The organism is Cellulomonas cellasea (assembly GCF_030372105.1).
GTDB lineage: Bacteria > Actinomycetota > Actinomycetes > Actinomycetales > Cellulomonadaceae > Cellulomonas_A > Cellulomonas_A cellasea_A.
In genome coordinates this window covers 83938-109296 of sequence record NZ_JAUDBQ010000014.1, presented here as the reverse complement: position 1 = coordinate 109296, position 25359 = coordinate 83938, and the positions used below count along the sequence as shown (strand labels likewise).

Sequence of the window (25359 nt, the reverse complement as noted above, 5' to 3'; positions counted from 1 at the left end):
GGCTCACGGTAGCGGACATTGAGGCGGTCGCATGCGACCCGCCACGCACTGCTCACCCCTCGGGCAGCCTCCTCGCCCGTGCGGCGGTGGAGCGCGCACGGGTCGACGACGCTCACCCGGATCACACCGACCCCAGCACGGAGAGGAGCACAGAGCACGCCAACATCAGGATCAGGAACGCCAGATCGAGGCGCACCGTCCCGAGCGAGAGGGGCGGGACCACCCGGCGGATCGCGCGCAGCGGCGGGTCCGTCACCGTGTAGGTCGCCTCGGCGACGACGAGCATGACGCCGCTCGGCCGCCACTCGCGGGCGAAGAACTGCACCCAGTCGAGGACCAGCCGCGCGAGCAGGAGCAGGAAGAAGACGAGGACGACCAGATAGAGGACGTCGGCGATCAACCTCACGCGTCAGCTCTGGTTGAAGAAGCCCGCGGGGGCGGGCTCGGCGGGCTGCTCGTCACCGGTGACCTCGACGTGCGCGGGCGAGAGCAGGAACACCTTGTTGGTGACCCGCTCGATGGCGCCGTGCAAGCCGAAGATCAGACCCGCCGAGAAGTCGACCAGGCGCTTGGCGTCCGCGTCGTCCATGTCGGAGAGGTTCATGATCACCGGCGTGCCCTCGCGGAACGCCTCGCCGATCTTGCGCGCGTCGTTGTAGGCCCGCGGGTGGATCGTCGTGATCCGCCGGAGCTCGCCGGTGGCGGGCGCGGGCTGCGCGACCTTCACCGTCGGCCGGTGGAGCGGCGTGACCTGAGCCTCGTACTCCTGCGGCACTGTGGCCTCCAGTTCGTCGTACTCGTCGACGTACTCCTCGTGCTCGCCTCGTTCGTCGGCGAGGCCGAGGTACAGCATCGTCTTGCGCAGCGCTCCGGCCATCGCGGTCTCCTCATCCCCCGGGACTGTCAATTCCCTTCTTCGACGCTAGCAAGGCGCCCGCCCCGACCTGCCGCGACACGCGCGGGCCGTCCGGATTGCCCCTGCCTCATCTGACGAGGCGGATCACCCCGGCGAACCTGCCGGTGGCGACGCCCGCCGCCGATGCGCGACGGTGAGAGTAAAGCCGCTCGTCGGTGAACGTGCACGTCGAAAGGCGCGTGACCTGGCGCACTCCCGCGCGGGCGAGCTCCGCTGCGACCCCGGCGCCGAGGTCGACGCCGGGCGTCCCCCACCGCGTCACCGCCCACGCCTCGGGGACGGCTGCCGCGACGTCGGCGCGCATGGCCTCGGGCACCTCGTACGAGTGGCCGCCGATGGACGGGCCGACGACCGCCCGCAGCCGGTCCGGCGCCGCCCCGCGGGCGCGCATCGCGTCGACGGCGGCGCGCACCACCCCGGCGACCAGCCCGGCGCGGCCGGCGTGCACGGCGGCGACCACCCCCGCGTCGGCGTCGGCCAGGAGCAGGGGGACGCAGTCGGCCACGTACACCCCCACCGCGATCTGCGGCGTGGTCGCGACCAGCGCGTCAGCGCGCCCCGCCGAGCCGTCCTCCGTCGCGGGCGGCCCATCGAGCACCAGCGCCCGCGCGCCGTGCACCTGCTCGCCGAAGACGACAGGGGCTCCCGCCCACTGGCCCACCAGCTCGCGGTTGGCGCGGACGTCGGCGGGCCGGTCCCCCACGAAGAGGCCGACGTTCAGCGTCCCCCAGGGCTCCCCGGAGACGCCGCCGGCCCGGGTGGTGAAACCGGCGCGCACCCGCGGGCCGAGGTCGGCCTCGAGGACGGGGAGGCCCATCCGGCTACTTGAGGAAGTCGGGGACGTCCAGCTCCTCGTTCGCGCGACGCGAGTGGTCCTCCTCGAAGATCTGCGGGACCGCGAGCTGCCCGGTGCTGGGCGCCGGGGCGACGGGCTCGGAGGCCAGGAACGTGGGCACGGGCGCCGGCGCGACGGGCCGCAGCGGCGAGCCGACGCGGACGACGTCCTCGTCCGGGTCGACCGGACGCGGCTGCGCGGCGGCGTGGGTGGGCGCGGCGGCCGGGACGTGCCGGGTGGCCGCGGCGGAGGACCCGCTGACCTGGCCGAGGCCGCGGCTGTCGCGCCGGACCACGGGAGCCCCGCCGTCGAAGCCCGCGGCGATGACGGTGACCCGCACCTCGTCGCCGAGGGCGTCGTCGATCACCGCTCCGAAGATGATGTTGGCCTCGGGGTGCGCGGCCTCCTGCACGAGGCGCGCGGCCTCGTTGATCTCGAACAGGCCGAGGTCGGAGCCGCCCTGGATCGACAGCAGCACGCCGTGGGCGCCGTCGATGCTGGCCTCGAGCAGCGGCGAGGAGATCGCCAGCTCGGCAGCCTGCACCGCGCGGTCGTCGCCGCGCGCCGAGCCGATCCCCATGAGGGCGGACCCGGCGCCCTGCATGACGGACTTGACGTCGGCGAAGTCGAGGTTGATGAGGCCGGGGGTGGTGATGAGGTCGGTGATGCCCTGCACACCGGAGAGCAGCACCTGGTCGGCCGAGTGGAACGCGTCGAGCACCGACACCGAGCGGTCGGAGATCGACAGCAGCCGGTCGTTGGGGATGACGATGAGCGTGTCGACCTCGGCCCGCAGCGCGTCGATGCCGGAGTCGGCCTGCACCGAGCGGCGGCGGCCCTCGAACGTGAACGGGCGCGTGACGACGCCGATGGTCAGCGCGCCGAGCGAGCGGGCGATGCGGGCCACGACGGGCGCGCCGCCGGTGCCGGTGCCGCCGCCCTCGCCGGCGGTGACGAAGACCATGTCCGCGCCGCGGAGCACGTCCTCGATCTCCTCCGCGTGGTCCTCGGCGGCCTTCTTGCCGACCTCGGGGTCGGCGCCGGCGCCGAGCCCGCGGGTGAGCTCGCGGCCGACGTCGAGCTTGACGTCGGCGTCGGACATCAGCAGAGCCTGGGCGTCCGTGTTGATCGCGATGAACTCGACACCCTTGAGGCCGACCTCGATCATGCGGTTGACGGCGTTGACGCCCCCACCACCGATGCCGACGACCTTGATGACCGCCAGGTAGTTCTGCGGAGCTGCCACAGTGGGTGCCTCTCGTTGTGCGCCGGGACCTGCATGGCTGCGGCGGGTGACCGTCGAAGCCAAACCTTCACCCTCTAGTAGAGGGTTATAGTTATGTCACATTCTCTATCTCGTGACGTTATGTGCGCCGGGGGCCGCGATCAACGACCACGCCGCGCGTGTCGGCCACGATCGCAGGTCGCGGCGTTTTCCGCCTGCCCAGCACACCCTCATTTCGTGATCGGCAGCGTGGGCGCCGACACGTCGAACACGCTGGCCCCCGCGCTCTCCGGAGCCGAGCGCAGCGCGCTGAGCACAGCGATCTTCAACGAGGTGTCCTGCCCGCTCCCCCAGTCCACGCGCGCCCCGTCCCGCAACGCCATGGTGACGGTGTCCTGCGAGGTCGCCGAGACCTCGGCGACCTCGGCCAGCAACTCCACGGGCAACGCCTCCAGCACCGTCAGCACGGCCTCGAGCGTGCGCGGCTGGCCCACCGGGACCTGGACGACGGGCAGCCCCTCGGGCGCCGCCTCCACCCTGCCGACCTGCACGCCGTCCATGTCCACCAGCGCGAACCCCGGCTCGCCGCCGTCCGGGGCGGCCCCTGCCTCCTCGGGCACCGCCGCCACCGGCTCGCGCGACACCAGCTCGATGTGCAGCCCACGCGGCCACGCCCGGCTGACCTGCGCCTCACGCACCCCGGGCACGTCCAGCACGTCCTCGCGCAGCCCGACGGTGTCCAGCCGCGTCAGCGGCGTCGTGCCACGCTCCGCCACGACGGCGCGGACCTGGTCCACGGCCACCACAGTGCCCGCCCCGGACACCGTGACCTTCGCCTGGTCGAGCCGGAGCACCGGCGACCAGAGCAGCAGCCACGCCAGCGCCCCCACGCCGACCACCGTCCCCACGGCCACCAGCACGTCACGGCGCGCCAGCTTCCGCCGCGCCCGCGCGCGTTCGGCGAACCGGGCCGCCGAGCTCGTCGAGACGACCGGCGGGCGCACCGGCAGGGCGTTGCCCCGGCGCCCCGCGGTGTAGGTCGTGACACTCGGCTCGCCTGGGGCCGGCGCGCCAGTCGACGACGCCGGCCTCGCGGCGCCCCGGGCGGCGGCCGGGCGCCGTCCAGCGCCAGCAGCCGGCTCGGCCTGGGGGGTCTGGCCTGTGGAGGCGCCGGGCTCGGCGGGCCTCGGGGCAGACGGCTTCGACGGCAGCGCCGGACGCGGCCGCTCAGGCGCACGCGGCGCGGCCGGACGCGCGGTGCGCCCCGGAACCGGCGGTCGCGGGCGCTGCGGCGTCATGCGCCCTCCGGGCCGCTCCCCGCGCCAGGCGCGGCGGGCTGGTCCGGGCCGCGCTCGGCGAGCACGGCGAGCACCACGGGCGCCAGCTCGGTCACATCACCGGCGCCGACGGTCAGCACGAGGTCTCCCGGGCGGGCCAGCGCGGCCAGCTCGCGGGCCGCCGCATGCCGGTCGGGGACGAACTGCGCGCGCCCGGCGGTCGGCACCTCGTCGACGATGAGGCGGCCCGTGACCGCCGGGTCCGGGTCCTCGCGGGCCGCGTACACGTCTGTCACGACCACGACGTCCGCGAGGTCGAGGGCCTGGCCGAACTCGGCCGCGAACGTGCGGGTGCGGGAGTAGAGGTGCGGCTGGAAGACCACGAGCACCCGGCCGTCCCCGACGACTGTACGCGCGGCGCGCAGCAGCGCGGCGACCTCCGTCGGGTGGTGGGCGTAGTCGTCGACGACGCGGACCCCGGCCGCCATGCCCCGCTCCTCGAACCTGCGGCCGGTCCCCCGGAAACCGGCGAGCCCCTCGACGGCCTGCGTGGACGTGGCGCCCGCACGGCGCGCCGCCACGAACGCGGCGGCGGCGTTGAGCGCGTTGTGCTCGCCCGGAACGGTCAGGCGCAGCACCGCGTCGCCGATCGATGGGTCAGAGGAGCGCAGTCCGACCTGCCAGATCCCGTCGTGGGCGCCCAGCGGCTCCACGACCACGTCGGCGCCCGCGTCACGGCCGTAGGTCACGACGTCCACCCCGCGGCTGGCGAGGCCCGCCCGCACCCGGCCGACCAACTCGGCCGCGCCCGCGTCGTCGGCGCACGCCACCAGCAGCCCGCCGTCCTGGACCCGGGCGGTGAAGGCGACGAACGCCTCCTCGAAGGCCTCACGGGTGCCGTAGTGGTCCAGGTGGTCCGGCTCGACGTTGGTGACGACGGCGATGCGGGGGGCGTAGGCGAGGAAGGACCCGTCGGACTCGTCGGCCTCGGCCACGAACGCCGGGCCCGCGCCTGTCCGGCTGCCGCCGAGGGGGCCCGCGTCGGACAGCACGTCGCCGCCGATGGCGAACGACGGGTCCAGCCCGGCGTGCACCAGGGCGGTGGCGATCATCGCCGACGTCGTCGTCTTGCCGTGCGCGCCCGCGACGGCGATGGCCTCCCGGCCCTCCATGAGGGCGGCCAGCGCCTCGGAGCGGTGCAGCACCCGCAAGCCCAGCTCACGGGCCCGGGCCAGCTCCGGGTTCGACTCGCGCACCGCCGTGGAAACGACCACCGTGTCGACGTCCTGCACATGCGCGGCGTCATGCCCGACCCACACCTGCGCGCCGGCAGCGCGCAGGCCCTCGAGGGCGGGCCCCTCCTTCGCGTCCGAGCCGCTCACGGGCACGCCCGCGGCCACGAGCAAGCCGGCGACAGCCGACATCCCGGCCCCGCCGATGCCGATGAGGTGCACGCGGCCGAGGTCGGCCAGCCCCCCACCCGAGACAGGCGGGAGATGCGCCTCGACCAAGTCCGCCACACGTGCCGCGCCGTCGCGCACACCGACGGAGGCCGCGGCCTGGCCCATCCGCTCGCGCCGGCTCGCCGCCTCGTCACCGACCAGCATCGGGAACAGGTGCTCGGCGAGCCATTCCGGGGTCAGGTCAGCGTCGGCGACGAGCAGCCCGCCACCCGCCTCGACCACCGGCGCCGCATTGAGGCGCTGCTCGCCGTTGCCCACCGGCAGCGGCACGTAGACGGCGGGCAGGCCCAGGGCGGCGAGCTCGCTGACAGTGCCGGCGCCGGACCGTCCGACCACGACGTCGGCGACGGCCAGCGCATGCTGCATCTCCGAGAGGTACTCGTGCACGTGGTAGCGCTCGCCGCCGGGCAGTGGGGCGACGACCTCGCGCACCTCGTCCGCCTTGCCCGCGCCAGCGAGGTGCAGCACCTGGACCCCGGCGGCGAGCAGGTCGGCGGCGACGCGCGTCATCGCCCGGTTGAGGCTCAGCGCGCCCAATGAGCCGCCCGTCACCACGAGCGTGACCCGCTCCGGGTCCAGTCCCAGCCGCTCGGCCGCGGCGACCCGGGTCGCCGCGGCGTCACGTGCGCGATCGGCGACGAGGGCCGCGATCTCCGGCCGCAGCGGCAGGCCGGTGACCTGGGCGCCCGGCAGCGTGGTGCCGGGGAAGGTCACCGCGACGTCCGCCGCCCAGCGCGAGCCCAGGCGGTTCGCCAGGCCCGCGCGGGCGTTCTGCTCGTGGACGACAACTGGCACGTGCCGGGTGCGCGCGGCCAGGTAGGCGGGCGTGGAGACGTAGCCGCCGAAGCCGATGACGACCTGGGCGCCCGTCTCGTCGATCACCTCGCCGGCGGTGCGCACCGCGTCGCGCAGCCGCGCGGGCAGCATGGCCCACTCGGCGGTGGGGCGGCGGGGCAGCGGCACACGGGGCACGAAGGCCAGCGGGAGGCCGCGCTCGGGGACGAGTCGTGCCTCGAGGCCCGACTCCGTGCCCAGCACCGTCAGCCGGATCTGCGGATCGCGCCGGCGCAGCTCCTCCGCGACAGCGAGCAACGGGTTGACGTGCCCCGCCGTGCCACCGCCTGCCAGCAGCACCGACCGCACACCCACACGACTTCCCACGCGCCCCACAGCTCCTTCGTCCGTCGATTCGTCCTGCCGGTCCCCCACGGTCTCACCCACGCGTCCGGCCGATCACCGCGAGCGAGCGTCGCACCACGCTGGGCCGGGCGGCGAGCGCCTCGGCGGCGCCGGGCTCGGCACGCGCGAACGAGATGACCACGCCGATCGCGCCCATCGTTGTGATCAGCGCCGAGCCGCCCGCCGACACGAGTGGCAGCGGCACGCCGATCACCGGCGCGAGGCCGATCACCACCGCGATGTTCACCAGCGCCTGGCCGATCACCCAGCACACGATGGCGCCCGTCGTGATCTGCACGAACGGGTCGCTGTGACGGCGGATCACCCGGAACATGGCCAGCGCGATGAGCGCGAACAACCCGAGCACCAGGAGCGTGCCGATCAGGCCCAGCTCCTCGCCGATGATCGCGAAGATGAAGTCGTTGTGCGCCTCGGGCAGGTACGACCATTTCTCGCGGCTGGCGCCCAGCCCGATCCCCGTCCAGCCGCCGGTGGCCAGGCCCCAGCCGCCGTGCAGGGTCTGATAGCAGTCGCTGGTCACGTCGCAGTCGTCACTCAGCCACGAGAAGATGCGCGCCACGCGGTTCTTGGAGGAGATCGCCAGGACGCCCGCCGCCACGACTGCCAACGACACCGCCACGCTGAACATCCGCATCGGGACCCCGGCGACGAACATCGCGCCGCCGACCAGCAGCATCATCACGAGCGCGGTGCCCAGGTCGTGTCCGATCAAGACCAACCCGATCATCAACGCCCCGACCGGCACGACCGGGATGAGCGCGTGCTTCCACTCCTGCAACAGCGGCCGCTTGCGGGCGAGCACGACGCCCAGCCAGATCGACAGCGCGAACTTCACCGCCTCGCTCGGCTGGGCCGTGAACGACCCGAGGGCGATCCAGTTCCGGTTGCCGCCCACGGCATCGGCGCCGAGCGGGGAGAACACCGCGAGCTGCAGCACCGCGGCGATCCCCAGCAGCGGCCAGGCCGCCGCCTTGTAGAAGCGCACGGGCGCACGCGACGCGACCCACAGCACCGGCAGGCCCATCAACGCGAACTGTGCCTGCTTGAGGAACTCCGCGTACGGCGACCGCCCCTTCGCGAGCGACTCCACACTCGAGCTGGACAGCACCATGACCAGTCCCAGCACCACCAGCAGGGCAGTGGCGCCGGTGAGCACGTAGTAACTGGTGACCGGGCTGTTCCACGCGCCGAGCCGGCCGGTGGGCGCCGCCGTGTCGCGTTGCTCGCCGGGCCCGGCCTGCGACGTGATCGAACGAGGTGGCATCGGCGTCACCATGTCCGCGCTCAGCCCGCGTCGGGGCTCAGGGCGCGCACCGCCGCGGCGAATGACTCTCCCCGCTCGGCGTAGGAGCGGAACTGGTCCATCGACGCGCTGGCGGGCGCGAGCAGGACGCTCGCTGGCCCGGGCCGCACCGAGGCGGCGAGCCGGCGAGCCTCCTCGACCGCACGCGTCATCACCGTCCCAGTGTCACCGGGATCGACGCGGGCGACGGGAACTTCTGGCGCGTGTCGGGCGAGCGCCCCCGCGAGCGGCTCCGGGTCCACGCCGATGAGCACGACGCCGGCGAGCCTGTCCTTGCACGCCTGCACGAGCGCGTCGAACCTCGCGCCCTTGGCGAGGCCGCCGGCGATCCAGACGACGCTGCCGGGGGCGAAGCCGGCGAGTGACGCCGCGGCGGCGTGCGCGTTGGTGGCCTTCGAGTCGTCGACCCAGCGGATGCCGTCCACCTCCGCCACCATCTGAGATCGATGTTCGCCAGGAGCGAACGCGCGCAGTCCGTCCCGGACCGCGGCGGGCGGGCAGCCATGCGCCAGGGCCAGCGCCGCCGCGGTGAGCGCGTCCTGGACGACATGCGGTGGCACGCCGTCCGCGCCGCCCAGATGCGCCAGATCCGCCAACGTGCCCAGCTCGGCGGCATGGGTGTGGCGCTGCGGCGTGAACCCCCGGTCCACCAGCACGTCCTCGACCACGCCGAGCTGGCCGACGCCCGGGGTGCCGAGCGTGACGCCGATGGCGCGGGCGCCCTCCTCCACGTCGGCCTCGCGGACCAGGTGCTCGGTGAGCGGGTCGGCCAGGTTGTAAACGCAGGCGACCTGGGCGCGCTCGTACACCCGCCCCTTGTCGGCGGCATACGCCTCCAGGGAGCCATGCCAGTCGAGGTGGTCGGGGGCCACGTTGAGCACCGCGGCGGCCTGCGCCGACATCGAGTGCGTGAAGTGGAGCTGGAAGCTCGAGAGCTCGACGGCGACCACGTCGACGGACGGGTCCGCGACGACCTGCACCAGCGGCGTGCCGACGTTCCCGGCGGCGACCGCATGCTCGCCACCGGCACGGAGCATCGACTCCAGCATGCCGACGGTGGTCGTCTTGCCGTTCGTGCCGGTGACCGCGAGCCACGGCGCCGGGCCGCTGCCATCCGCCCGGCCCACCCGGGTCTGCCACGCGAGCTCGACCTCGCTCCACACCGGGACGCCGCGCTCGACGGCGCCTTCCAGCAGCGGGTTCGACGGCGGCCACCCCGGCGAGGCGACCACCAGGTCCACTCCGTCCAGCCCGCCATCGGCCACGAATCCCGCGACGTCCCGCACGTCGGCCTGCTCGGCGTGCTCGTCGACGGTGGTCACCGCGGCGCCCAGCGAGGTCAGCGCCTCGAGCGCCGCCCGGCCGGAGACGCCGAGCCCGGCGACGAGCACTCGCGCGCCGCTGAGCGCCTCAGCGCTGAGCACTCCCTCGTCGCCGGGGGCCACTAACCCGTCACCCACTCCGCGTAGAAGATGCCGATGCCGAGGGCCACGAACAGCCCGGCGATGATCCAGAAGCGGATGACGATCGTGACCTCGCCCCACCCCGACAACTCGAAGTGGTGATGTAGCGGCGCCATCTTGAAGACCCGTTTCCCGGTCATCTTGAAGAAGCCGATCTGGATCACGTCGGAGAGCACGATCAGCACGAACAAGCCGCCCAGGATCGCCGCGAGGATCTCCGTGCGGGACAGGATCGACAGCCCGGCGAGCGCCCCGCCGAGGGCCAGCGAGCCGGTGTCCCCCATGAAGATCTGCGCGGGGCTCGCGTTCCACCACAGGAACCCGAAGCAGGCGCCGGTGATCGACGCGGCCACCACGGCCAGGCTCATCGGGTCGCGGACCTCGTAGCAACGCGGCCCGGCCGAGGCCAGGAACTGGCAGCTCTGGTTGAACTGCCACACGCCGACCAGCACGTACGAGCCGAAGACGATCAGCGACACGCCGGTGGCGAGCCCGTCCAGCCCGTCGGTGAGGTTGACGGCGTTGGACCAGGCGGTGATGAGGAAGTTCGCCCAGATGACGAACAGCACCATGCCGAGGGTGAGTCCAGCGAACGCCAGGTCGAGGTTGGTGTCCCGGATGAACGAGATCTTCGTCGACGCGGGGGTGCGGAACGCCTCGTTGGGGAACTGCAGGGCCGCGATCGCGAAGGTCACGCCGACCAGGCCCTGGCCGAGGAACTTCCACCGCGCCTTGAGGCCGAGGCTGCGTTGGCGGGAGATCTTGATGAAGTCGTCGAGGAAGCCCACGACGCCCAGGCCGGTCATCAGGTACAGCACGAGCATGGCCGAGACCGTGGGCAGCTGCCCCGTCGCGAGCAGCCCCCCGCCCCAGCCCAGCAGCGTGGCGCCGATGATGACGACCCCGCCCATCGTGGGCGTGCCGCGCTTGGTGAAGTGCGCGGTGGGCCCGTCCTGGCGGATGAACTGGCCGTACTGCTTCTTGACCAGGAACCGGATGAACAGGGGTGTGCCGAGCAGCGCGATGAGCATCGACAGGCCGCCGGAGATGAGGACTGCCCTCATGACGCGGCCTCCTGCCCGCCGGCGATGAGCCGGTCGCCCAGCCGCCAGAGCCCCGCGCCGTACGAGGACTTCACCAGCACGACGTCCCCGGCGCGCAGCTCCTCGTCGAGGAACCGCGCGGCGGCGTCGATGTCGTCGGCCACGGCGATCTCGTCGCCCCACGACCCCTCGCGGTTGGCGCCGTCGCGGATCGGGCGCGCGCCCTCCCCCACGGCGATCGTGAGGCCGATGTTGAGGCGCACGGCGAGCCGCCCGATGGCGTCATGCGCCTCCCGGGCGTCCTCGCCGAGCTCGAGCATCTCCCCGAGCACCGCGATGGACCGCCTGTCGCGCCCGGCGACGACTGCCAGGGCCTTGAGGGCCGCCTGCATCGAGTCGGGGTTCGCGTTGTAGGAGTCGTCGATGACGGTGACGCCGTCGGGCCGGTCCACCACGTGCATGCGGTGCGGGCTGAGCGCCTCCGCGCCGCTCAGCGACGCCGCGACCTCGGAGAGCCCGAGCCCCACCTGCATCGCGGCCGCCGCGGCGGCGATCGCGTTGTTCGCGTGGTGCTCGCCGACCAGTCGCAGCGAGACGGGCGCCTGGCCGATGACCCCGTCGGCGCCCGGCGCCTGCAGCGTGAAGGACGCCCGGCCGGCGCGGTCGATCCGCAAGTCGCGGGCCCGCACGTCGGCCGCCGCCGAGAAGCCGAACGTGACGACCTTCCCTGGCGCGACGCCCGCCATGGCGCTCACCCTCGAGTCGTCCGCGTTGAGCACCGCGACGCCATCCGGCACAAGCCCTTGGACGATCTCGGCCTTCGCCGTGGCGACCGCCTCGATGCCCCCGAACTCCCCCAGGTGCGCGGTGCCCACCACGAGCACCACCGCCACGTCGGGCGGCGCGATGTCGGTGAGGTACGTCAGGTGCCCCATGCCGCTGGCGCCCATCTCAAGCACCAGGAAGCGCGTGGACTCGTCGGCGCGCAGCACCGTGAGGGGCAGGCCGATCTCGTTGTTGAACGACCGCGCGGGGGCGATCGTCGGGCCCGCGGCGCCGAGGATCTGCGCGAGCAGGTCCTTGGTGGTCGTCTTGCCCACCGACCCGGTCACGCCGATCACCTGCAGCCCGGCGCCGCCAGGCTCGAGGGACGCCTCGCGCAGGCGGGCCAGCACCGCGCGGGCCAAGTCGCCCAGGGCCCGCTCCACGTCCGGCACGACGACGCACGGCAGCGGCTCGCCCTCGGGGGTGGCCAGCGGGCGCGCCGCCAACACCAGCCCCGCGCCCGACCGCACGGCGGCGGCCGCGAAGTCGTGGCCGTCCACGTGCTCGCCCGGCAGGGCCACGAACAGCGAGCCCTCCTGGACCTCACGGGAGTCGACCACCACGGGCCCGCTGACGACGGTGGCGGGGTCGAGCGACGCGGGGCGCAGCTCTCCCCCGGTGGCGGCCGCGATGTCGGCCGCTGTCAGAGCGATCACGCGTCCTGCCCCTCGAGCTCGCGCCGCGCCCGCGCCGCGGCCAGCAGCACGTCGCGGTCGTTGTACCGGTGGAACACACCGGCGATCTCCTGGGTCGGCTCGTGACCCTTGCCCGTGATGATGATGGTGTCCTGCTCCGTCGCGATCTCGAAGGCGTCGTGGATGGCCTGGCTGCGGCTGGTCGCCTCGTGCACGTCGGCGAGGTCGGGGCGCGCGCCGCGCACCCCGTCGAGGATCGCGGCGCGGATGACTGCCGGGTCCTCCGAGCGGGGGTTCTCGTCGGTGACGACGAGCACATCCGCCAGACGCGCGGCGATCTCGCCCATGAGCGGGCGCTTGCCCTGGTCGCGGTCGCCGTCGGAGCCGAAGACCAGGATCAGCCGGCCCGGGGTGATGGGGCGCACCGCGTCGAGCGCGAGCACCAGCGCGTCAGGGGTGTGCGCGTAGTCGACCAGGCCCAGCGGCATGCCGGCCCCGCGCTCGACGACGCGCTCCATCCGGCCGGGGATCTCCGACGCGTGCCCCACGGCGTGGATGGCGGTGGCCAGGTCGACGCCGGCACGGTGGGCGATGACGACGGCCAGCGCCGCGTTTGACACGTTGACCCGGCCGGGCAGCGGGCTCGCCGCGGCGTGCTCGACGCCGTCCGGGCCGCGCAGCGTGAAGGTCGAGCCGATGCCGTCGAGGCCGATGTCCGCGGACGTCACCGCCCAGTCGGCAGTCTCCGCCACCGGCGCCCCGACGAGGGTCGAGACGGACTCGACGGGGATCTGCGCCTCGGCCGCGAGCCGCTGGCCCCACACGTCGTCCACGACGACGACGCCACGACGGGCCTGGCCGGGCGCGAACAGCCGGGACTTGTCCCGGAAGTAGCCCTCCATGTCGCCGTGGAAGTCCAGGTGGTCGCGCTGCAGGTTGGTGAAGCCGACCACGTCGAACTCCAGCCCGCCGACGCGCCCGAGGGCCAGCGCATGCGACGACACCTCCATCGTGCAGGCCGTCGCGCCGCGCTCGCGCATCAGCGCGAGGATCGACTGCACCACGGGCGCCTCCACGGTCGTGCGAGGGCTCTCGATCGCCTCGGCGCCGATCCGCAGCTCGACGGTGCCCATCACGCCGGTGCTCGCGTGCTGGGCGCGCAACGCGGCGTCGACGAAGTAGCTGGTGGTCGTCTTCCCATTGGTGCCGGTGATGCCCACGGTGACGACGCCCTGCGCGGGATGGTCATGCGCCCACGCCGCGATCGGGCCCGCGAGCGACCGCGGGTCGGGGGCGACGAGGATCGGGATCGGGGGCTGGTCGGCGGCGAGGAGTTCCACGCCGGCCTGGTCGGTGAGGATCGCGACGGCGCCGCCCTCGACGGCCTGGGCCGTGAACGTCGCCCCGTGGACCTTGAGGCCGCTCAGGGCCACGAACAGGTCGCCGGGCCGCACGTCGCCGCTCGCGACGCTGACGCCGCTGAGGGTGGCATCGGGGCCCGGGGCGACGCCCTGGACGGACAGGCCGAAGACGTCGATGAGGTCGACGACCCGGTGTGTGGCGGGGTGCTGCGGGCGCATCCGACCCTGGGGGGACGTCATAGGGAGAATCTACCCCGGTCGGGCGCCACCCCGGCGCGCTGAGCCCGGCCCCGGCGCTCGGCCGGGGTCGCCCGACGGGTCACCACGTCGTCGCGTAGAGCGTCGCCGGCGCCCCGCTCGGGGCCACGCCGAGCTCCAGCAGCGCGTCGCGCGTGACGTCCCGGAAGACGGGCGCCGCGACGGTGCCGCCCCACTCGGACGTGCGCGGGTTGTGCAGCACCACGCTGACCGCGATGCGCGGGTTGTCGGCGGGAGCCACGCCGATGAACGACGCGGTGATCCCCGACGGGTTGAAGGACTGGGCGGTGCCCGTCTTGCCGGCCACCCGGTAGCCGGGGATCGCGGCCGCGGAGCCCGTCCCGTCGTCCACGGCGCTCTCCAACATGGTCAGCACGGTGTCGGCCGTCTCCTTCGAGACGACCTGTGTCGAGGCGGCCGGCGCGGCGGCTGTGTACTGCCCGTCCGCGGAGGTCCAGCCCTTGATGAGGTGCGGCTGCACCCGCACCCCGCCGTTGGCGATCGTCGCGAACACCTGGGTGGCCTGCAGCGCCGTCACCGAGACGCCCTGACCGAAGAGCACGGCGTACTTGGTGCGCCCGTCCCACTCGTCCGACGGGTGCAGGATGCCGCGCGACTCCTGGGGGAGCTCGATGCCCGTCTTCTCGCCGAAGCCGAACTTCGCCAGGTAGTCATGCCGCACCTGCTGCGGGATCTTCTCGCCGATCATCACCGTGCCGGTGTTGGACGACTGCGCCAGCACGCCGGTGGTCGTCAGGCGCATCCCCGCGTGCTCATGCGAGTCCTTGAACGTCTGGTTGTTGTCGGTCGTGTACTGGTACGGCACCTCGAAGGGGGTGAGCGGGTCCACCAGCCCGGTCTCGAGCGCCGCCGCCATCGTGATCACCTTGGCGGTCGACCCCGGGTCGAACACACCGGAGATGGAGCGCGAGCCGGAGAGGTCGCCGCTCGGGCTGTTCGGGTCCAGCGCCCCCGAGTCCGCCAGGGCGAGGATCTCCCCCGTGGCGACGTCCGTGACGATCACCGAGCCGCTGTCCGCGCCCGTCGCGGCCACCTGCGCGTCGATCGCCTCCTGCGCCTTCCACTGCAGGTCGCTGCGGATGGTGAGCTGGACGGTGTCCCCCTCGACAGCGTCTGTCGACTCCTCATACCCGCCAGGGATCGCCTGGCCGCCGCCCCCGCGCTCCCAGACGTACGTGCCCGCCGAGCCGGTGAGCTGGTCGTCGAGCACGGCCTCGAGCCCCTGCGCGCCCACGCCCTCCGCATTGACCCAGCCCAACAGGTTCCCCGCGACGGTCCCGTTCGGGTACACCCGGTCCAGGACGCGCTCGAACTGCACCCCGCCGATCGCCAGCTTCTTGATGTCCCGCATCTGCTCGGGGAGCAGGCCCTTCTTGATGACCTTCCAGGTGCTCTCCCCGGTGAGGAGCGCGCCCAGCTCGGCGGCGTTCATGTCCAGCAGCGGGGCGAGCCGCTCGGCTGCGGCCGACGGCCCACCGGTCTTCGGGTCCGAGCGGGGCACCGTCCACTCGGCTAGGTCGAGCTGGTTCACCGCCAACGTGTACCGCTCCACCGAGCGCGCCAGGATGTCGCCCTTGGCGTCGGTGATCTGGCCGCGCACCGCGAGGCTCGAGTCGCGCCCGAGCCGCTGCTGCAGCGCCTCCTGGGCCACCGCCTCGCCCTGGATGCCCTGCACGTAGACGAGCCGCCCCGCGAACACGGTGAGGACCGCCAACACCATCACGGTGAGGAAGGCCTGCCTCCGGCGCGGGTCGCCGGTCCGCGGGCCTTGCGGGCCACGCGGCGTCCGAGGCTTGCGAGGTCCGAGCGGCCCCGACGGACGGCCGGTCCGGGCGCCCTGGGCGGGCGTGCGCGCGCGCACGGGCTTCGTGCCGCCCGCAGTCCGCGGTGATGCGGACCGGGTACGACGCGGCGCGTCGCCACGGCGAGCGGCGTCGCGCGGCGCTCGTTCAGAGGTCGCAGACGCCGGCGTCGGGCGCGGCGAGGCCGCACGGGGTGACGCCGTGCGCGGTGACGCCGCACGAGGCGCCGCCGCGCCCTGCCGTGGCGACGCGGCCGGGTTCGGGGCAGGCCGACTGGCCCCTCGGCCGGCGGCCGGGGACCCAGACGGTGTCCTGCCTCGATCGGTCATCCGCCGGCTCCTGCCTCCCCGGGCGCGCCCTGCACCGTGCCGTCGGCCAGGAACAGCCATGCCGTGCTCTCGGCCTTGACCATGCCGCGGGCCTGCGCCGCGCTCGCGAGCTGCTCAGGCGAGCGCAGGCGGTCGACCTGGGCGGCGAGGTCCTGCTCGCTCTGCGCCAGCCGGTACAGCTCCGTGTCGAGCGCCTGCTTCTCGAAGGCGCCGCGCGCCATCGTCGTGTTGAGCAGGAGCGCCGTGACCAGCGCCGCCACGAGGATCAGCATGCAGGCGATCACGAAGGGCGCCCTCGTGCGCGCCTGGGCCGGGGCCCGGACGAGCAGCAGCCGCGGGGTGGGCTGGCTCGCCGGAGCCGGCGACGCGGGCCGTGCCGGGCGCGGGATGGCGCGTGCCGCTGCCTGTGCGCTCATGACGATCTCCTCGATGCGCCTCGGTCTCGCATGTGGTCAGGTGTGTCTCGGAGCCGCTCGGCGGCGCGCAGCCGCACCGACTGGGAGCGCGGGTTGCGCTCGCGCTCGGCCTCGTCCGCCTCCTCGGCGCCACGGGTGACGAGCCGCAGGAACGGGCGGTGCGTCTCCGGCTCCACCGGCAGCCCGGGGGGCGCGCTGGACGTCGCGCCGACCGCGAGCGCCCGCTTGACCAACCGGTCCTCAAGGGAGTGGTAGGCCTCGACGACGATGCGCCCGCCCACCGCCAACGCCTCGATCGATGCCGGGAGCGCCCGCTCCAGCACCTCGAGCTCGCCGTTCACCTCGATGCGCAGCGCCTGGAACGTGCGCTTGGCGGGGTTGCCGCCGGTCTTGCGGGTCGCCGCGGGGATGCTCGCCCGCAGGATGTCGACCAGCTCGCCGGTGCGGGTCAGCGGCGCCGTCTCACGCTGCGCCACGATGCGCCGGGCGATCCGCTGCGCGAACCGCTCCTCGCCGTACTCCCGCAGCACCCGGGTGAGCTCGCGCACGTCATAGGTGTTGAGGATGTCGGCGGCGGTCTGGCCCTGTGTGGAGTCCATCCGCATGTCCAGCGGGGCGTCCTGGGAGTACGAGAAGCCGCGCTCTGTCTCGTCGAGCTGCAGCGAGGACACGCCGAGGTCCATGAGGACGCCCTGCACGGCGGGAATGCCGAGGGAGGCCAGCACCTCGTTGATCTCGTCGTAGATCGCGTGCACGGGGGTGAAGCGGTCGCCGAAAACCGCGAGCCGGCGGCTGGCGAGCGCGAGCGCCTGCGGGTCGCGGTCCAGGCCGATCACGCGCACGTCGGGGAACCGGGCCAGCACCGCCTCGGTGTGCCCGCCCATGCCGAGCGTCGAGTCGACCATCACGGCCCCCGGCGCCTCGAGAGCCGGGGCGAGCAGCTCGAGGCAGCGCTCCAGCATCACTGGCGTGTGCCGTGTCGATGCGTCGTCGAGCGGCTGTCCGTCGTCGTGCTGCTCCATGGCCGTCTCCTCTCGCGTCGTCTGGCTGTGCCGGCTCCCACGTCTACCTGGAGCCCCTGTGAGTGGTGGTCGGGCGGCCCCTCCGCCGTCCGACCAGATCCCCCACCGGCCCTCTGTCGCGGGGAAGTGCGACAGAGAAGACGGGAGGAGATCTCATCGGGCGGCCTGTGAGCCGGGGGTACGGGGTCGTCGTGGTCAGAAGGGGCCGTTCGGGAACACCTCCTCGGCGGTCTCGGCGTACCCGGCCTCTTGCTCAGCGAGGTACGCCTCCCAGGCGCCGAGGTCCCACACCTCGACGCGCGAGCCGGCGCCGATCACGGCGACGTCCCGGTCGAGGCCGGCGTAGGTGCGCAGCATCGGCGGGATGGAGATCCGCCCCTGCTTGTCGGGAAGCTCGTCGCTGGCCCCGGACAGGAACACGCGCAGGTAGTCCCGGGCCTGCTTGCTCGTCACCGGCGCCTGCCGGATCTGGTCGTGCATGCGCCGGAACTCGTCCATCGGCAGCAAGAAGAGGCAGCGCTCCTGCCCGCGCGTCATGACCAGCCCGGGCGCCAGCTGCGCACGGAACTTGGCCGGCAGGATCAGCCGCCCTTTGTCGTCGAGCCGGGGCGTGTACGTGCCAAGGAAGGGCGCTGAGGAGCCGAAGCCGCTGAAGGTCGACTCGATGCTCACCGCCGCCCCCTCTGCTCCCCGTCGGCTCGCGATCCACGTCTCTCATCCAGTCCTCACCAAGTGCCTCCACGGTACTCCACTTCCCTCCACCCGCAACCGCAAAGTCGCGCGTTTCACCCGTCGCTGCCAGCAAAACCGCAGGTCAGAGAGGTGGGGCGGAGTGGAGGGGAATGACGGCGCCAGCCACCGGCGAGACGCCTCGCCGAACGAACACGCGGCGAGCGGCGACCGTTTATGGTGGTTCCTCCACCCGCAATCGGAGGAACCGGGCGCCCTCCAAGTGGTCACGCACCGCGACGAAGAGGAACGTGGGGGGAAGTGGGGGCCCGCCGCACCGCGTTCGTCAGATTCACCTGGACGGAGCACGTCCTGCGCGCGCCCGCACGTAGGCTCGTGCCCCCACCCGCCGAAGGAGTCCCCATGCTTCAGGCTGTGCCCTCGACCTCGGAGCTCGCCGAGCTGGTCGAGACGACCAACCAGATCCGCGGGGGGATCGAGACGGTCGTCACCGGACGGTCCGAGATCGTCGGGATCACGGTGGCCGTGCTGCTCGCCGAGGGCCACCTGCTGCTCGAGGACGTGCCCGGCGTCGGCAAGACGACGCTGGCCAAGGCCCTGGCCCGCACCATCGACTGCAGCGTGGGCCGCATCCAGTTCACGCCCGACCTGCTGCCCAGCGACCTCACCGGCGTCAACATCTACCGGAGCCAGACCCACGAGTTCGAGTTCCGGCCCGGCCCCCTGTTCGCGCACATCGTCATCGGCGACGAGATCAACCGCGCCTCCCCCAAGACCCAGTCCGCGCTCCTCGAGTGCATGCAGGAGACGCAGGCGACAGTCGACGGGTCGACCTACCCGCTGCCGCGCCCGTTCCTCGTCATCGCGACCCAGAACCCCGTCGAGATGGAGGGGACCTACCCCCTGCCCGAGGCGCAGCGCGACCGCTTCATGGCGCGGCTGACCGTCGGCTACCCGAGCGTCGAGGCCGAGCTCGACATGCTCGACCTGCAGGAGACGTCGGACCCGCTCGCCGCGCTGCGCCCCGTGACCGACGCCGCGCAGGTCGCCCGCCACGTCAACACCGCGCGCCGGCTCTACGCCGCGCCGGGGATCAAGAGGTACGTGATCGACCTGGTGACCGCCACGCGCGAGGACCAGGGCCTGCGGCTGGGAGCCTCCCCCCGCGCCTCGATCCAGCTGCTGCGCGCCGCCAAGTCTCTCGCCGCGATGTCCGGGCGCGACCATGTGCTCCCCGACGACGTCCAGCAGCTCGCCGAGCCCGTGCTCGCCCACCGCCTGATCGCGAGCACCGAGGCCCGGCTCTCCGGCCGCTCGACGAGCGACGTCGTCCAGGACATCGTGGCCCGCACCCCCGTGCCGTCGACGAGCGTCGCCCCGCGCGAACGGCGGGCGACCGGCTGATGCGTCCGCGTCTGACCCGCCGCGGCGCCGGCCTCAGCGTCGCCGGGGCCAGCGCGGTCGGGCTCGGCATCGGGCTCGGCGCCATCGACCTGGTGCAGATCGGCGCGCTGGCCCTCCTCCTGGTGATCGGCTCGTTCACCGCGACGGCGCTCCGCGACCCCGGGCGCGGTCGGCACCGGCTGCGCGTGCACCGCCATGTGCAGCCGAGCCCCGTCCACGCCGGCTCCCCCGCCCAGGTCAGCGTCGAGGTCGTCGCCGACAACCTCGCCGGCCGGGTCCGCCTGAACGGCCTGCGCCTCGGGGAGCAGGCGTCCGCCGAGCTCTCCGGCGGGCGGCCGCTGCGCGCCCGGGTCATACGCACCGACCGCTCCGTGGGCCTGGCGTACCCCGTGCACGCCGCCCGGCGCGGCCGCTGGGCACTGGGACCGCTCACCGTGACCCGCTACGACCCGTTCGGCGTGGTCCGGGCCAGCACCGCGCTGGGCGAGCAGGCCGACATCGCCGTCTGGCCTGCCGTGACGCAGCTCCCGGCGCCGCGCGGGATCCTCGTCGCCGAGCCCGACCGGATCGCCCTCGGCGCCCGCAGCCCGTCGACGGACGACTCCGCGCTGCGGGAGTACCAGCTCGGCGACGACCTGCGGCGGGTGCACTGGCGCAGCAGCGCGCGCCGCGGCGAGCTCGTCGTCCGCTCTGACGAGCGCGCCGGCATGCGCCCGGTGACGGTGCTCCTCGACCTGCCCCAAGAGGCCGAGTCGCTCGAGTGGACCATCTCCCTCGGCACGTCGATGGCCCTGGCCATGCTCGACGCGGGCCACCCCGTCCGGCTGCTCGGCCCGCCCTCCGAGCCCGACGCCCGCTCGGCGGACGGCGCCCACGCCCGTCCGGGCCACACGGCGCGCACCGAGCTCCTCGACCGGATGATCGACGTGCAGGCCCCCGATGCGTCCGCCGCCGAGGAGCAGCTCCTCACCGCAGTGCGCCTGCACCTCGGCAGTCACAGCGGCAGCGAGATCGTCGTGGCGCTCGTGGGCCCGCTGAGCCAGCCCACCCGCACCGCCCTCGCCCAGCTCGCGACAGGAGCCCAGGGCTGGGCCATGGTCCGCTCCGACCCGGCCTGGTCCGTCAACGAGCGGCACGAGGCCGAGCGGACCATCAGCCATCTGCGCCGACTCGGCTGGCGGGCCTGCCCTGTGCAGCCCGGCGACGACCTCACGGAGAGCTGGACTCGGATGCTGGGAACGCGCACATGAGCGGCCCCCGCGAGGAGTCCGTGGCCCTGCGAGGCGGCCGCGGCCTGATCGCCTCCTCCCTGGTCGGCGCCGCCACATGCGGCGGCCTCCTCGCCGTCCAGCAGCTCATCGCGCCGGGCCCGTGGCTCGGAACCGCCGTCCTGGTCGTCCTGCTGCTCACCGCCTTGACGGCCGGGGTGCGCGCGCTGTCCCGCCGCTGGTGGGCGCCCACCCTCGTCGGAGCCCTCGCGACCACCGCCGGCGTCCTCATCACGTTCGGCGCCCCTCCCGGGCGCGTGCAACTCATCCCCGACACGGAGTCCGTCGACCGGCTCCTCGCGATGTCCCGTGTCGCGCTGGACCTGGTCAACTCCTCCTTCATCCCCCTGCAGTCGTCGCGGCCCATCGTGCTGCTGGTGGTGATCGGGGCGGCGCTGCTCTTCCTCGGCGTGGACCTCGTCGCGCTCGGGCTCGGCGCCCCGGCTTGGTCGGGCCTGGTGCTGCTCATCGTGTGGATCCCGGGGATCGCCCTGGGCACGCCGGCCTCCGGGCAGGCGTTGGCGGTCACCGCCGTGCCGTACCTCTTGCTGCTGGGACTCTCCGCCGCGCCCTCCACTGCCGGGCCCGGCGCCGCCCGGCGTGCCGGCTGGACCGTCGCCGCGGCCGGGGGCGTCGTCGTCGCCGCGATCGTCGTCGGCCCGCTGCTCGCCCCCGTGCCAGGCTGGGCGGCGCTCGAGCTCCCCCGACTGGGCTCAGGCTCCGTGGGGCCGGTCCGGCTCGACGACTCCCTGGACATGCGCGACAGCCTCGGCCCCCGCTCCGAGCAGGTCGTCCTGCGCTACACCGTCGAGGAGGCGCCCGGCAGCGCCCCCGCGGCAGACGTGCCCGACCTGGCCCGGCCGACACTCCTCGCCGACGCGAAGACGATCGGGCCGCTGCGCGCCTTCACCCTGCGCGACTTCGACGGGCGGACGTGGGCGCACTCCGACCCCACCGAGCTCGAGGACTGGGATCCGGACACCCTCCTCAGCCCGGACCCCCGCATGCACGGCGGCGCGCCCGACCCGTCCGAGGGGATGCTCGCCGCGGTGAACGTCATCGTCGGCGGCCTCCGGGAGGACAAACTGCCGGTCAGCACGTTCGCCCGCACGCTGGAGGTCTCCGGGCCGTGGCTGTACGACGCCGAGCACGATGAGGTGGTGGGCGATCGGAGCACGCGCAACGGCATGGGCTACTCGATGACCGTCCAGGTGCCAGAGCTCACAGCGGACGTCCTGCGCGCCGCGCCAGCGGCGAGCGGCCCCACCCTCGACCCCTACCTGACCACTCCCGACACCGACCATGCGCAGGACGTCGCCGCCCTCGCCACCGAGGTCACCACCGGCGCCACCGGCGCCTTCGAACAGGCGATGGCGCTGCAGACCTGGTTCCGCAACCCGCAGAACTTCGCCTATGACACCCGCGTCGAGCCAGCGACGTCCGAGGACTCGGTGTGGGACTTCCTGGAGAGCAAGCGCGGGTACTGCGTGCAGTACGCCACCTCCATGGCGATCATGGCGCGCACCCTCGGCATCCCCGCCCGTGTGGGCGTGGGCTTCCTCCCCGGGACCATCTCCGCCGACGACGAGTACGTCATCACCGGACGGCAGTCCCACGCGTGGCCCGAGCTCTACTTCCCGAACGTCGGCTGGGTGCGGTTCGAGCCGACACCGGCCGTGCAGACGGGGACGCCCCCGCGGTGGAGCGACCCGCTCGTGGTGACGCCGGCGACCACCGCGCCGACCGCCGCGCCCGTGGTCCCGTCCGCCCCCGCCCCCACCGCGAGCAGCACCGCCGCGCCGCGGGCAGCGGTGCCCGCCCCCGACGTGGACGAGTCCGAGATCCCCCGCGCGTTGGTGGCGCCCGTCGCCGGCATCGTGCTGGCGCTGCTGCTGGGCGCGGTCGTCATGATCCGCCGCCGCTCGGCGCGGGTCGCGCACCTCACCGCCGAGGACGCGTGGACGTGGCTACGCGGACGGCTGCGTCGCGTGCCGATCACCTGGTCGGATGCGCGAACGCCCCGCCAGGCCGCGGCCGTGATCCGCGCGCGCGCGGAGGAGTTGCGCGGGGAGCCCCTCGACGCCGCCGCCGACGAGGCCCTGACCCGGCTCACCGACGCTGTCGAGCGGGGCCGTTACGCCCCTGACCCGGCACAGGACTCGGACGAGGACGTGCGCCGGTGGGCGCATGAGGTGCTTGAGGGCGTGACCGCGAACCTCTCGAGCGACGGCAACACGATGGCTGAGGCGAAGAACGTCTGATCGATGAGGTCGTCGACGACCGCTGCCAATCGGCGACGACCGCTGCCGCCAAGGGGCAGCCTCTGCCACTCGGGGACAACCGCTGACGCTGAGGTCAGCGACCGCCGCCCTGATCGCGTCGGTGCTGCCAGCGCTCCTCGAGGCGGGTCATGAACCCTGCCTGACGGCGCGGGGCGTTGGCCGACTTCGCCTTCGTGGCGGTTGCGGCTCCCGCGGAGTCCTTCGAGGATCCCTGGGAGAATCCGAAGGCCACGGCGCCGAACATGATGACGAAGCCGAGGACTCCGATCCAGGCGAGCCGCGTGGCCGCTCCCGCGACCAGCATCAAGAGACCCGCGACGGCGACCGCGCTCGCGAGCACGTAACGGCCCACAGGCCGCCGGCCACGCGATGCCAGAGTGTTCGCGAGTCTGGGGTCGTCAGATGTGAGCTGTCGCTCCATCTGTTCCAGTACGCGCTGCTCGTACTCGGACAGAGGCATTACTACCCCCGTACTCCCCCGTAGAGACATCTTTCGACAAGGATAGTTCCCCGGACACGAAGTCGGTAGTCGAGTCCCGCCGCCGCGGGGGCGGAATCGATCCGGCGGCGATCGCGGACCGCCCGAAACGGCCTCGAACCAGGTCCATTGCCCGCTCCGCGTCACGTCGGGCCGTGCTGTTCTCTGCCACAGCCTCCTCGAGCGTCGGCTGTCGCACCGTCGAGGCGGCAGGGCTCAGCCCCTCAGCGCGCACCCCGACCAGGCGCACAGGCAGACCGCCCAGGTCCACGCCCGCGAGGAGGGCACGGGCCGCCAGGTAGACCTCCCGCGCGACGTCGGTGGGCGTGGCGAGCGTGCGTGACCGGGTGAGAGTGCGGAAGTCCGAGGTGCGGACTTTGAGGCTCACTGTGCGCGCGACGAGCGCATGCGACCGCAGCCGCCCGGCGCACCGATCGGCGAGCTCGAGCACCTTGGCCTCCACCACCGAGAGGTCGTGGACGTCCACGTCGAACGTCTCCTCCGCCCCGATGCTCTTCTCCTCCCGACCGGGCTGGACGGGCCGCGGGTCCCTCCCCCAGGCGAGGTCGTGCAGGTGCGCGCCCGCGACCCTGCCCACTGCGCGCTGGATCGTCTGGACGTCACTGTCGGCGAGCTCGGCGACGGTGCGGACGCCCCAGCGGGCCAGTGCCGCCTCGGTCGCCTCACCCACACCCCACAGCGCGCCGACCGGGAGCGTGCGCAGATAGTCGACTGTCGCCGCCCGTGGCACCAGCAGGACACCGTCCGGCTTGGCGTGCCCCGAGGCCAGCTTCGCGACGAACTTCGTGGCGGCGATGCCCACCGAGCACGTGATGCCGAACTCGGCGCGCACGTCGCTGCGGATCTTCGCGGCGATGTGGGTCGGCGGTCCCAGCCGACGGCGCGCGCCGGCCACGTCCAAGAACGCCTCGTCGACGCTCACCTGCTCCACCAGCGTGGTGACGTCCCGCAGCACGCGCATCACACCCTCGGAGACCGCCGTATACGCCCTGTGGTCGGGCGGGACGATGACGGCCTGCGGGCACATCCGCCGCGCCACCGCCATGGGCATGGCCGAGTGGACGCCATACGCCCGCGCCTCGTAGGTGGCGGCAAGCACCACCCCGCGCTGCTCGCCGCCGACAATGACGGGCAGCCCGCGCAGGTGCGGTCGGCGCGCCAACTCCACCGAGGCGAAGAACGCGTCCATGTCGACGTGCAGAATCGACGCGCCGTCCTCGTCGTCGCCCCAATCCCGGCGCCCGCTGGGGCGCGGTCCGCGGCTCATGACGCGCGCGCTGCCAGCACGGAGGCGCCGGCCGCGTCGGCGGTCCCGGCCTCAGCCTCGACGAGCGCGCGCACAGCGTCGAGGAAGTCCTCGGCGGCGCAGACGGCCTGCTCGGCCCGAGCGGGGCTCACGATGTCGAACCGGCCAGCCTCGACCGCCGAGCGAAGCGACGCGCCAGCGGCGAAGTACCCGCTCCAACGCTGCACCTCGGGGGCCACGGCGTCGAGCATCTCCCACACTGTCCGGGGCACACGGCGGCCACCGGGACGCCCGCGGGCCGCGAGCAGCGCCGCCCCCGCACGGACCGCGGCGAGATGGGCGTGCGAGAGCCGCTCCCACGGCTCGGAGGAGAACTGCGCCGCCAGCAGCTCGGCGTCCGCGCGCTGGAGCAGCCCCTCGGCCGGCCCCGCGAGACCGCCCGACAGATGGGATCGGATGGCGTTCATCCCGGCCGCACCTCCTTCTCTGCTCAACTCAGTATCGAACACCTGTTCGATACCCGTCAACCCGTACCGTGGTCCTGTGGCTTCCCGTGACCGCTCGGGGCGACGGCCC

21 protein-coding genes are annotated in these 25359 nt (G+C 73.6%); 3 read left to right on the top strand and 18 right to left on the bottom strand.

Features of this window, described 5'->3' with window-relative positions; translation table 11 throughout:
* Nucleotides 1–121: 121 nt before the first annotated feature.
* The 15 genes from QUV83_RS13780 to mraZ form a co-directional block, all read right to left on the bottom strand.
* Nucleotides 122–406, bottom strand: a complete 285-nt coding sequence (locus QUV83_RS13780; RefSeq protein ID WP_289565303.1) for a YggT family protein — start codon at nucleotides 404–406, stop codon at nucleotides 122–124.
* Between the two features lie 3 nt (nucleotides 407–409).
* Nucleotides 410–877, bottom strand: coding sequence for a cell division protein SepF (locus QUV83_RS13775; RefSeq protein ID WP_066582137.1), 468 nt, complete (start codon nucleotides 875–877; stop codon nucleotides 410–412).
* Between the two features lie 106 nt (nucleotides 878–983).
* Nucleotides 984–1733 (bottom strand): peptidoglycan editing factor PgeF, encoded by a 750-nt coding sequence (gene pgeF, locus QUV83_RS13770; protein ID WP_289565300.1) that lies wholly within the window; start codon nucleotides 1731–1733, stop codon nucleotides 984–986.
* 4 nt (nucleotides 1734–1737) lie between these two features.
* Nucleotides 1738–2997: a cell division protein FtsZ gene (ftsZ, locus tag QUV83_RS13765; protein ID WP_289565298.1), complete on the bottom strand. Its 1260-nt coding sequence runs from the start codon at nucleotides 2995–2997 to the stop codon at nucleotides 1738–1740.
* A gap of 209 nt (nucleotides 2998–3206) precedes the next feature.
* Entirely contained in the window at nucleotides 3207–3980 is a 774-nt protein-coding gene (locus QUV83_RS13760) for a cell division protein FtsQ/DivIB (protein WP_289565296.1), read from the bottom strand.
* 290 nt (nucleotides 3981–4270) lie between these two features.
* A complete protein-coding gene (gene murC, locus QUV83_RS17675) occupies nucleotides 4271–6877 on the bottom strand; it encodes a UDP-N-acetylmuramate--L-alanine ligase (RefSeq protein WP_354003947.1) in 2607 nt (868 codons plus the stop codon).
* 52 nt (nucleotides 6878–6929) lie between these two features.
* Complete coding sequence (gene ftsW, locus QUV83_RS13745) at nucleotides 6930–8180, bottom strand: putative lipid II flippase FtsW (protein WP_289565294.1); 1251 nt, start codon at nucleotides 8178–8180, stop codon at nucleotides 6930–6932.
* A 20-nt stretch (nucleotides 8181–8200) separates the two neighbouring features.
* Complete coding sequence (gene murD / locus QUV83_RS13740; RefSeq protein ID WP_289565292.1) at nucleotides 8201–9679, bottom strand: UDP-N-acetylmuramoyl-L-alanine--D-glutamate ligase; 1479 nt, start codon at nucleotides 9677–9679, stop codon at nucleotides 8201–8203.
* Nucleotides 9664–10746, bottom strand: a complete 1083-nt coding sequence (gene mraY / locus QUV83_RS13735) for a phospho-N-acetylmuramoyl-pentapeptide-transferase (protein ID WP_289565290.1) — start codon at nucleotides 10744–10746, stop codon at nucleotides 9664–9666. The genes murD and mraY overlap by 16 nt, the downstream gene beginning before the upstream one ends.
* Nucleotides 10743–12206 carry a UDP-N-acetylmuramoyl-tripeptide--D-alanyl-D-alanine ligase gene (locus QUV83_RS13730; protein WP_289565288.1) on the bottom strand — a complete coding sequence of 488 codons (1464 nt, stop codon included), beginning with the start codon at nucleotides 12204–12206 and terminating at the stop codon, nucleotides 10743–10745. Before QUV83_RS13730 ends, mraY begins: the two co-directional genes overlap by 4 nt.
* Nucleotides 12203–13786 (bottom strand): UDP-N-acetylmuramoyl-L-alanyl-D-glutamate--2,6-diaminopimelate ligase, encoded by a 1584-nt coding sequence (locus tag QUV83_RS13725; RefSeq protein WP_289565286.1) that lies wholly within the window; start codon nucleotides 13784–13786, stop codon nucleotides 12203–12205. Before QUV83_RS13725 ends, QUV83_RS13730 begins: the two co-directional genes overlap by 4 nt.
* Before the next feature lie 79 nt (nucleotides 13787–13865).
* The gene (locus QUV83_RS13720) at nucleotides 13866–15545 is read right to left on the bottom strand and encodes a peptidoglycan D,D-transpeptidase FtsI family protein (protein ID WP_289565284.1); all 1680 of its coding nucleotides are present in this window, start codon (nucleotides 15543–15545) and stop codon (nucleotides 13866–13868) included.
* Between the two features lie 407 nt (nucleotides 15546–15952).
* A complete protein-coding gene (locus QUV83_RS13715; RefSeq protein WP_289565283.1) occupies nucleotides 15953–16372 on the bottom strand; it encodes a hypothetical protein in 420 nt (139 codons plus the stop codon).
* Nucleotides 16369–17394: a 16S rRNA (cytosine(1402)-N(4))-methyltransferase RsmH gene (gene rsmH, locus QUV83_RS13710; protein WP_289565281.1), complete on the bottom strand. Its 1026-nt coding sequence runs from the start codon at nucleotides 17392–17394 to the stop codon at nucleotides 16369–16371. The genes QUV83_RS13715 and rsmH overlap by 4 nt, the downstream gene beginning before the upstream one ends.
* Nucleotides 17395–17589: 195 nt before the next feature.
* The gene (gene mraZ / locus QUV83_RS13705) at nucleotides 17590–18060 is read right to left on the bottom strand and encodes a division/cell wall cluster transcriptional repressor MraZ (protein ID WP_436231923.1); all 471 of its coding nucleotides are present in this window, start codon (nucleotides 18058–18060) and stop codon (nucleotides 17590–17592) included.
* A 426-nt stretch (nucleotides 18061–18486) separates the two neighbouring features.
* Here mraZ and QUV83_RS13700 point away from each other — a divergent pair, with 426 nt between their 5' ends.
* The 3 genes from QUV83_RS13700 to QUV83_RS13690 are packed head-to-tail and all read left to right on the top strand — an operon-like array spanning nucleotide 18487 to nucleotide 23017.
* The gene (locus QUV83_RS13700) at nucleotides 18487–19488 is read left to right on the top strand and encodes an AAA family ATPase (protein WP_289565277.1); all 1002 of its coding nucleotides are present in this window, start codon (nucleotides 18487–18489) and stop codon (nucleotides 19486–19488) included.
* Nucleotides 19488–20738, top strand: a complete 1251-nt coding sequence (locus tag QUV83_RS13695) for a DUF58 domain-containing protein (RefSeq protein WP_289565275.1) — start codon at nucleotides 19488–19490, stop codon at nucleotides 20736–20738. The genes QUV83_RS13700 and QUV83_RS13695 overlap by 1 nt, the downstream gene beginning before the upstream one ends.
* A complete protein-coding gene (locus QUV83_RS13690; RefSeq protein ID WP_289565272.1) occupies nucleotides 20735–23017 on the top strand; it encodes a DUF3488 and transglutaminase-like domain-containing protein in 2283 nt (760 codons plus the stop codon). The genes QUV83_RS13695 and QUV83_RS13690 overlap by 4 nt, the downstream gene beginning before the upstream one ends.
* Before the next feature lie 94 nt (nucleotides 23018–23111).
* On the opposite strand, the gene QUV83_RS13685 is transcribed toward QUV83_RS13690, so the two are convergent.
* Genes QUV83_RS13685 through QUV83_RS13675 form a run of 3 tightly spaced genes read right to left on the bottom strand, consistent with a single transcriptional unit; the run spans nucleotide 23112 to nucleotide 25250 of the window.
* A complete protein-coding gene (locus QUV83_RS13685; protein ID WP_354003946.1) occupies nucleotides 23112–23459 on the bottom strand; it encodes a DUF3040 domain-containing protein in 348 nt (115 codons plus the stop codon).
* A complete protein-coding gene (locus QUV83_RS13680; RefSeq protein WP_289565267.1) occupies nucleotides 23437–24804 on the bottom strand; it encodes a DNA polymerase IV in 1368 nt (455 codons plus the stop codon). The genes QUV83_RS13685 and QUV83_RS13680 overlap by 23 nt, the downstream gene beginning before the upstream one ends.
* Nucleotides 24801–25250, bottom strand: coding sequence for an SAV_6107 family HEPN domain-containing protein (locus QUV83_RS13675; protein WP_289565265.1), 450 nt, complete (start codon nucleotides 25248–25250; stop codon nucleotides 24801–24803). Before QUV83_RS13675 ends, QUV83_RS13680 begins: the two co-directional genes overlap by 4 nt.
* Nucleotides 25251–25359: the final 109 nt, after the last annotated feature.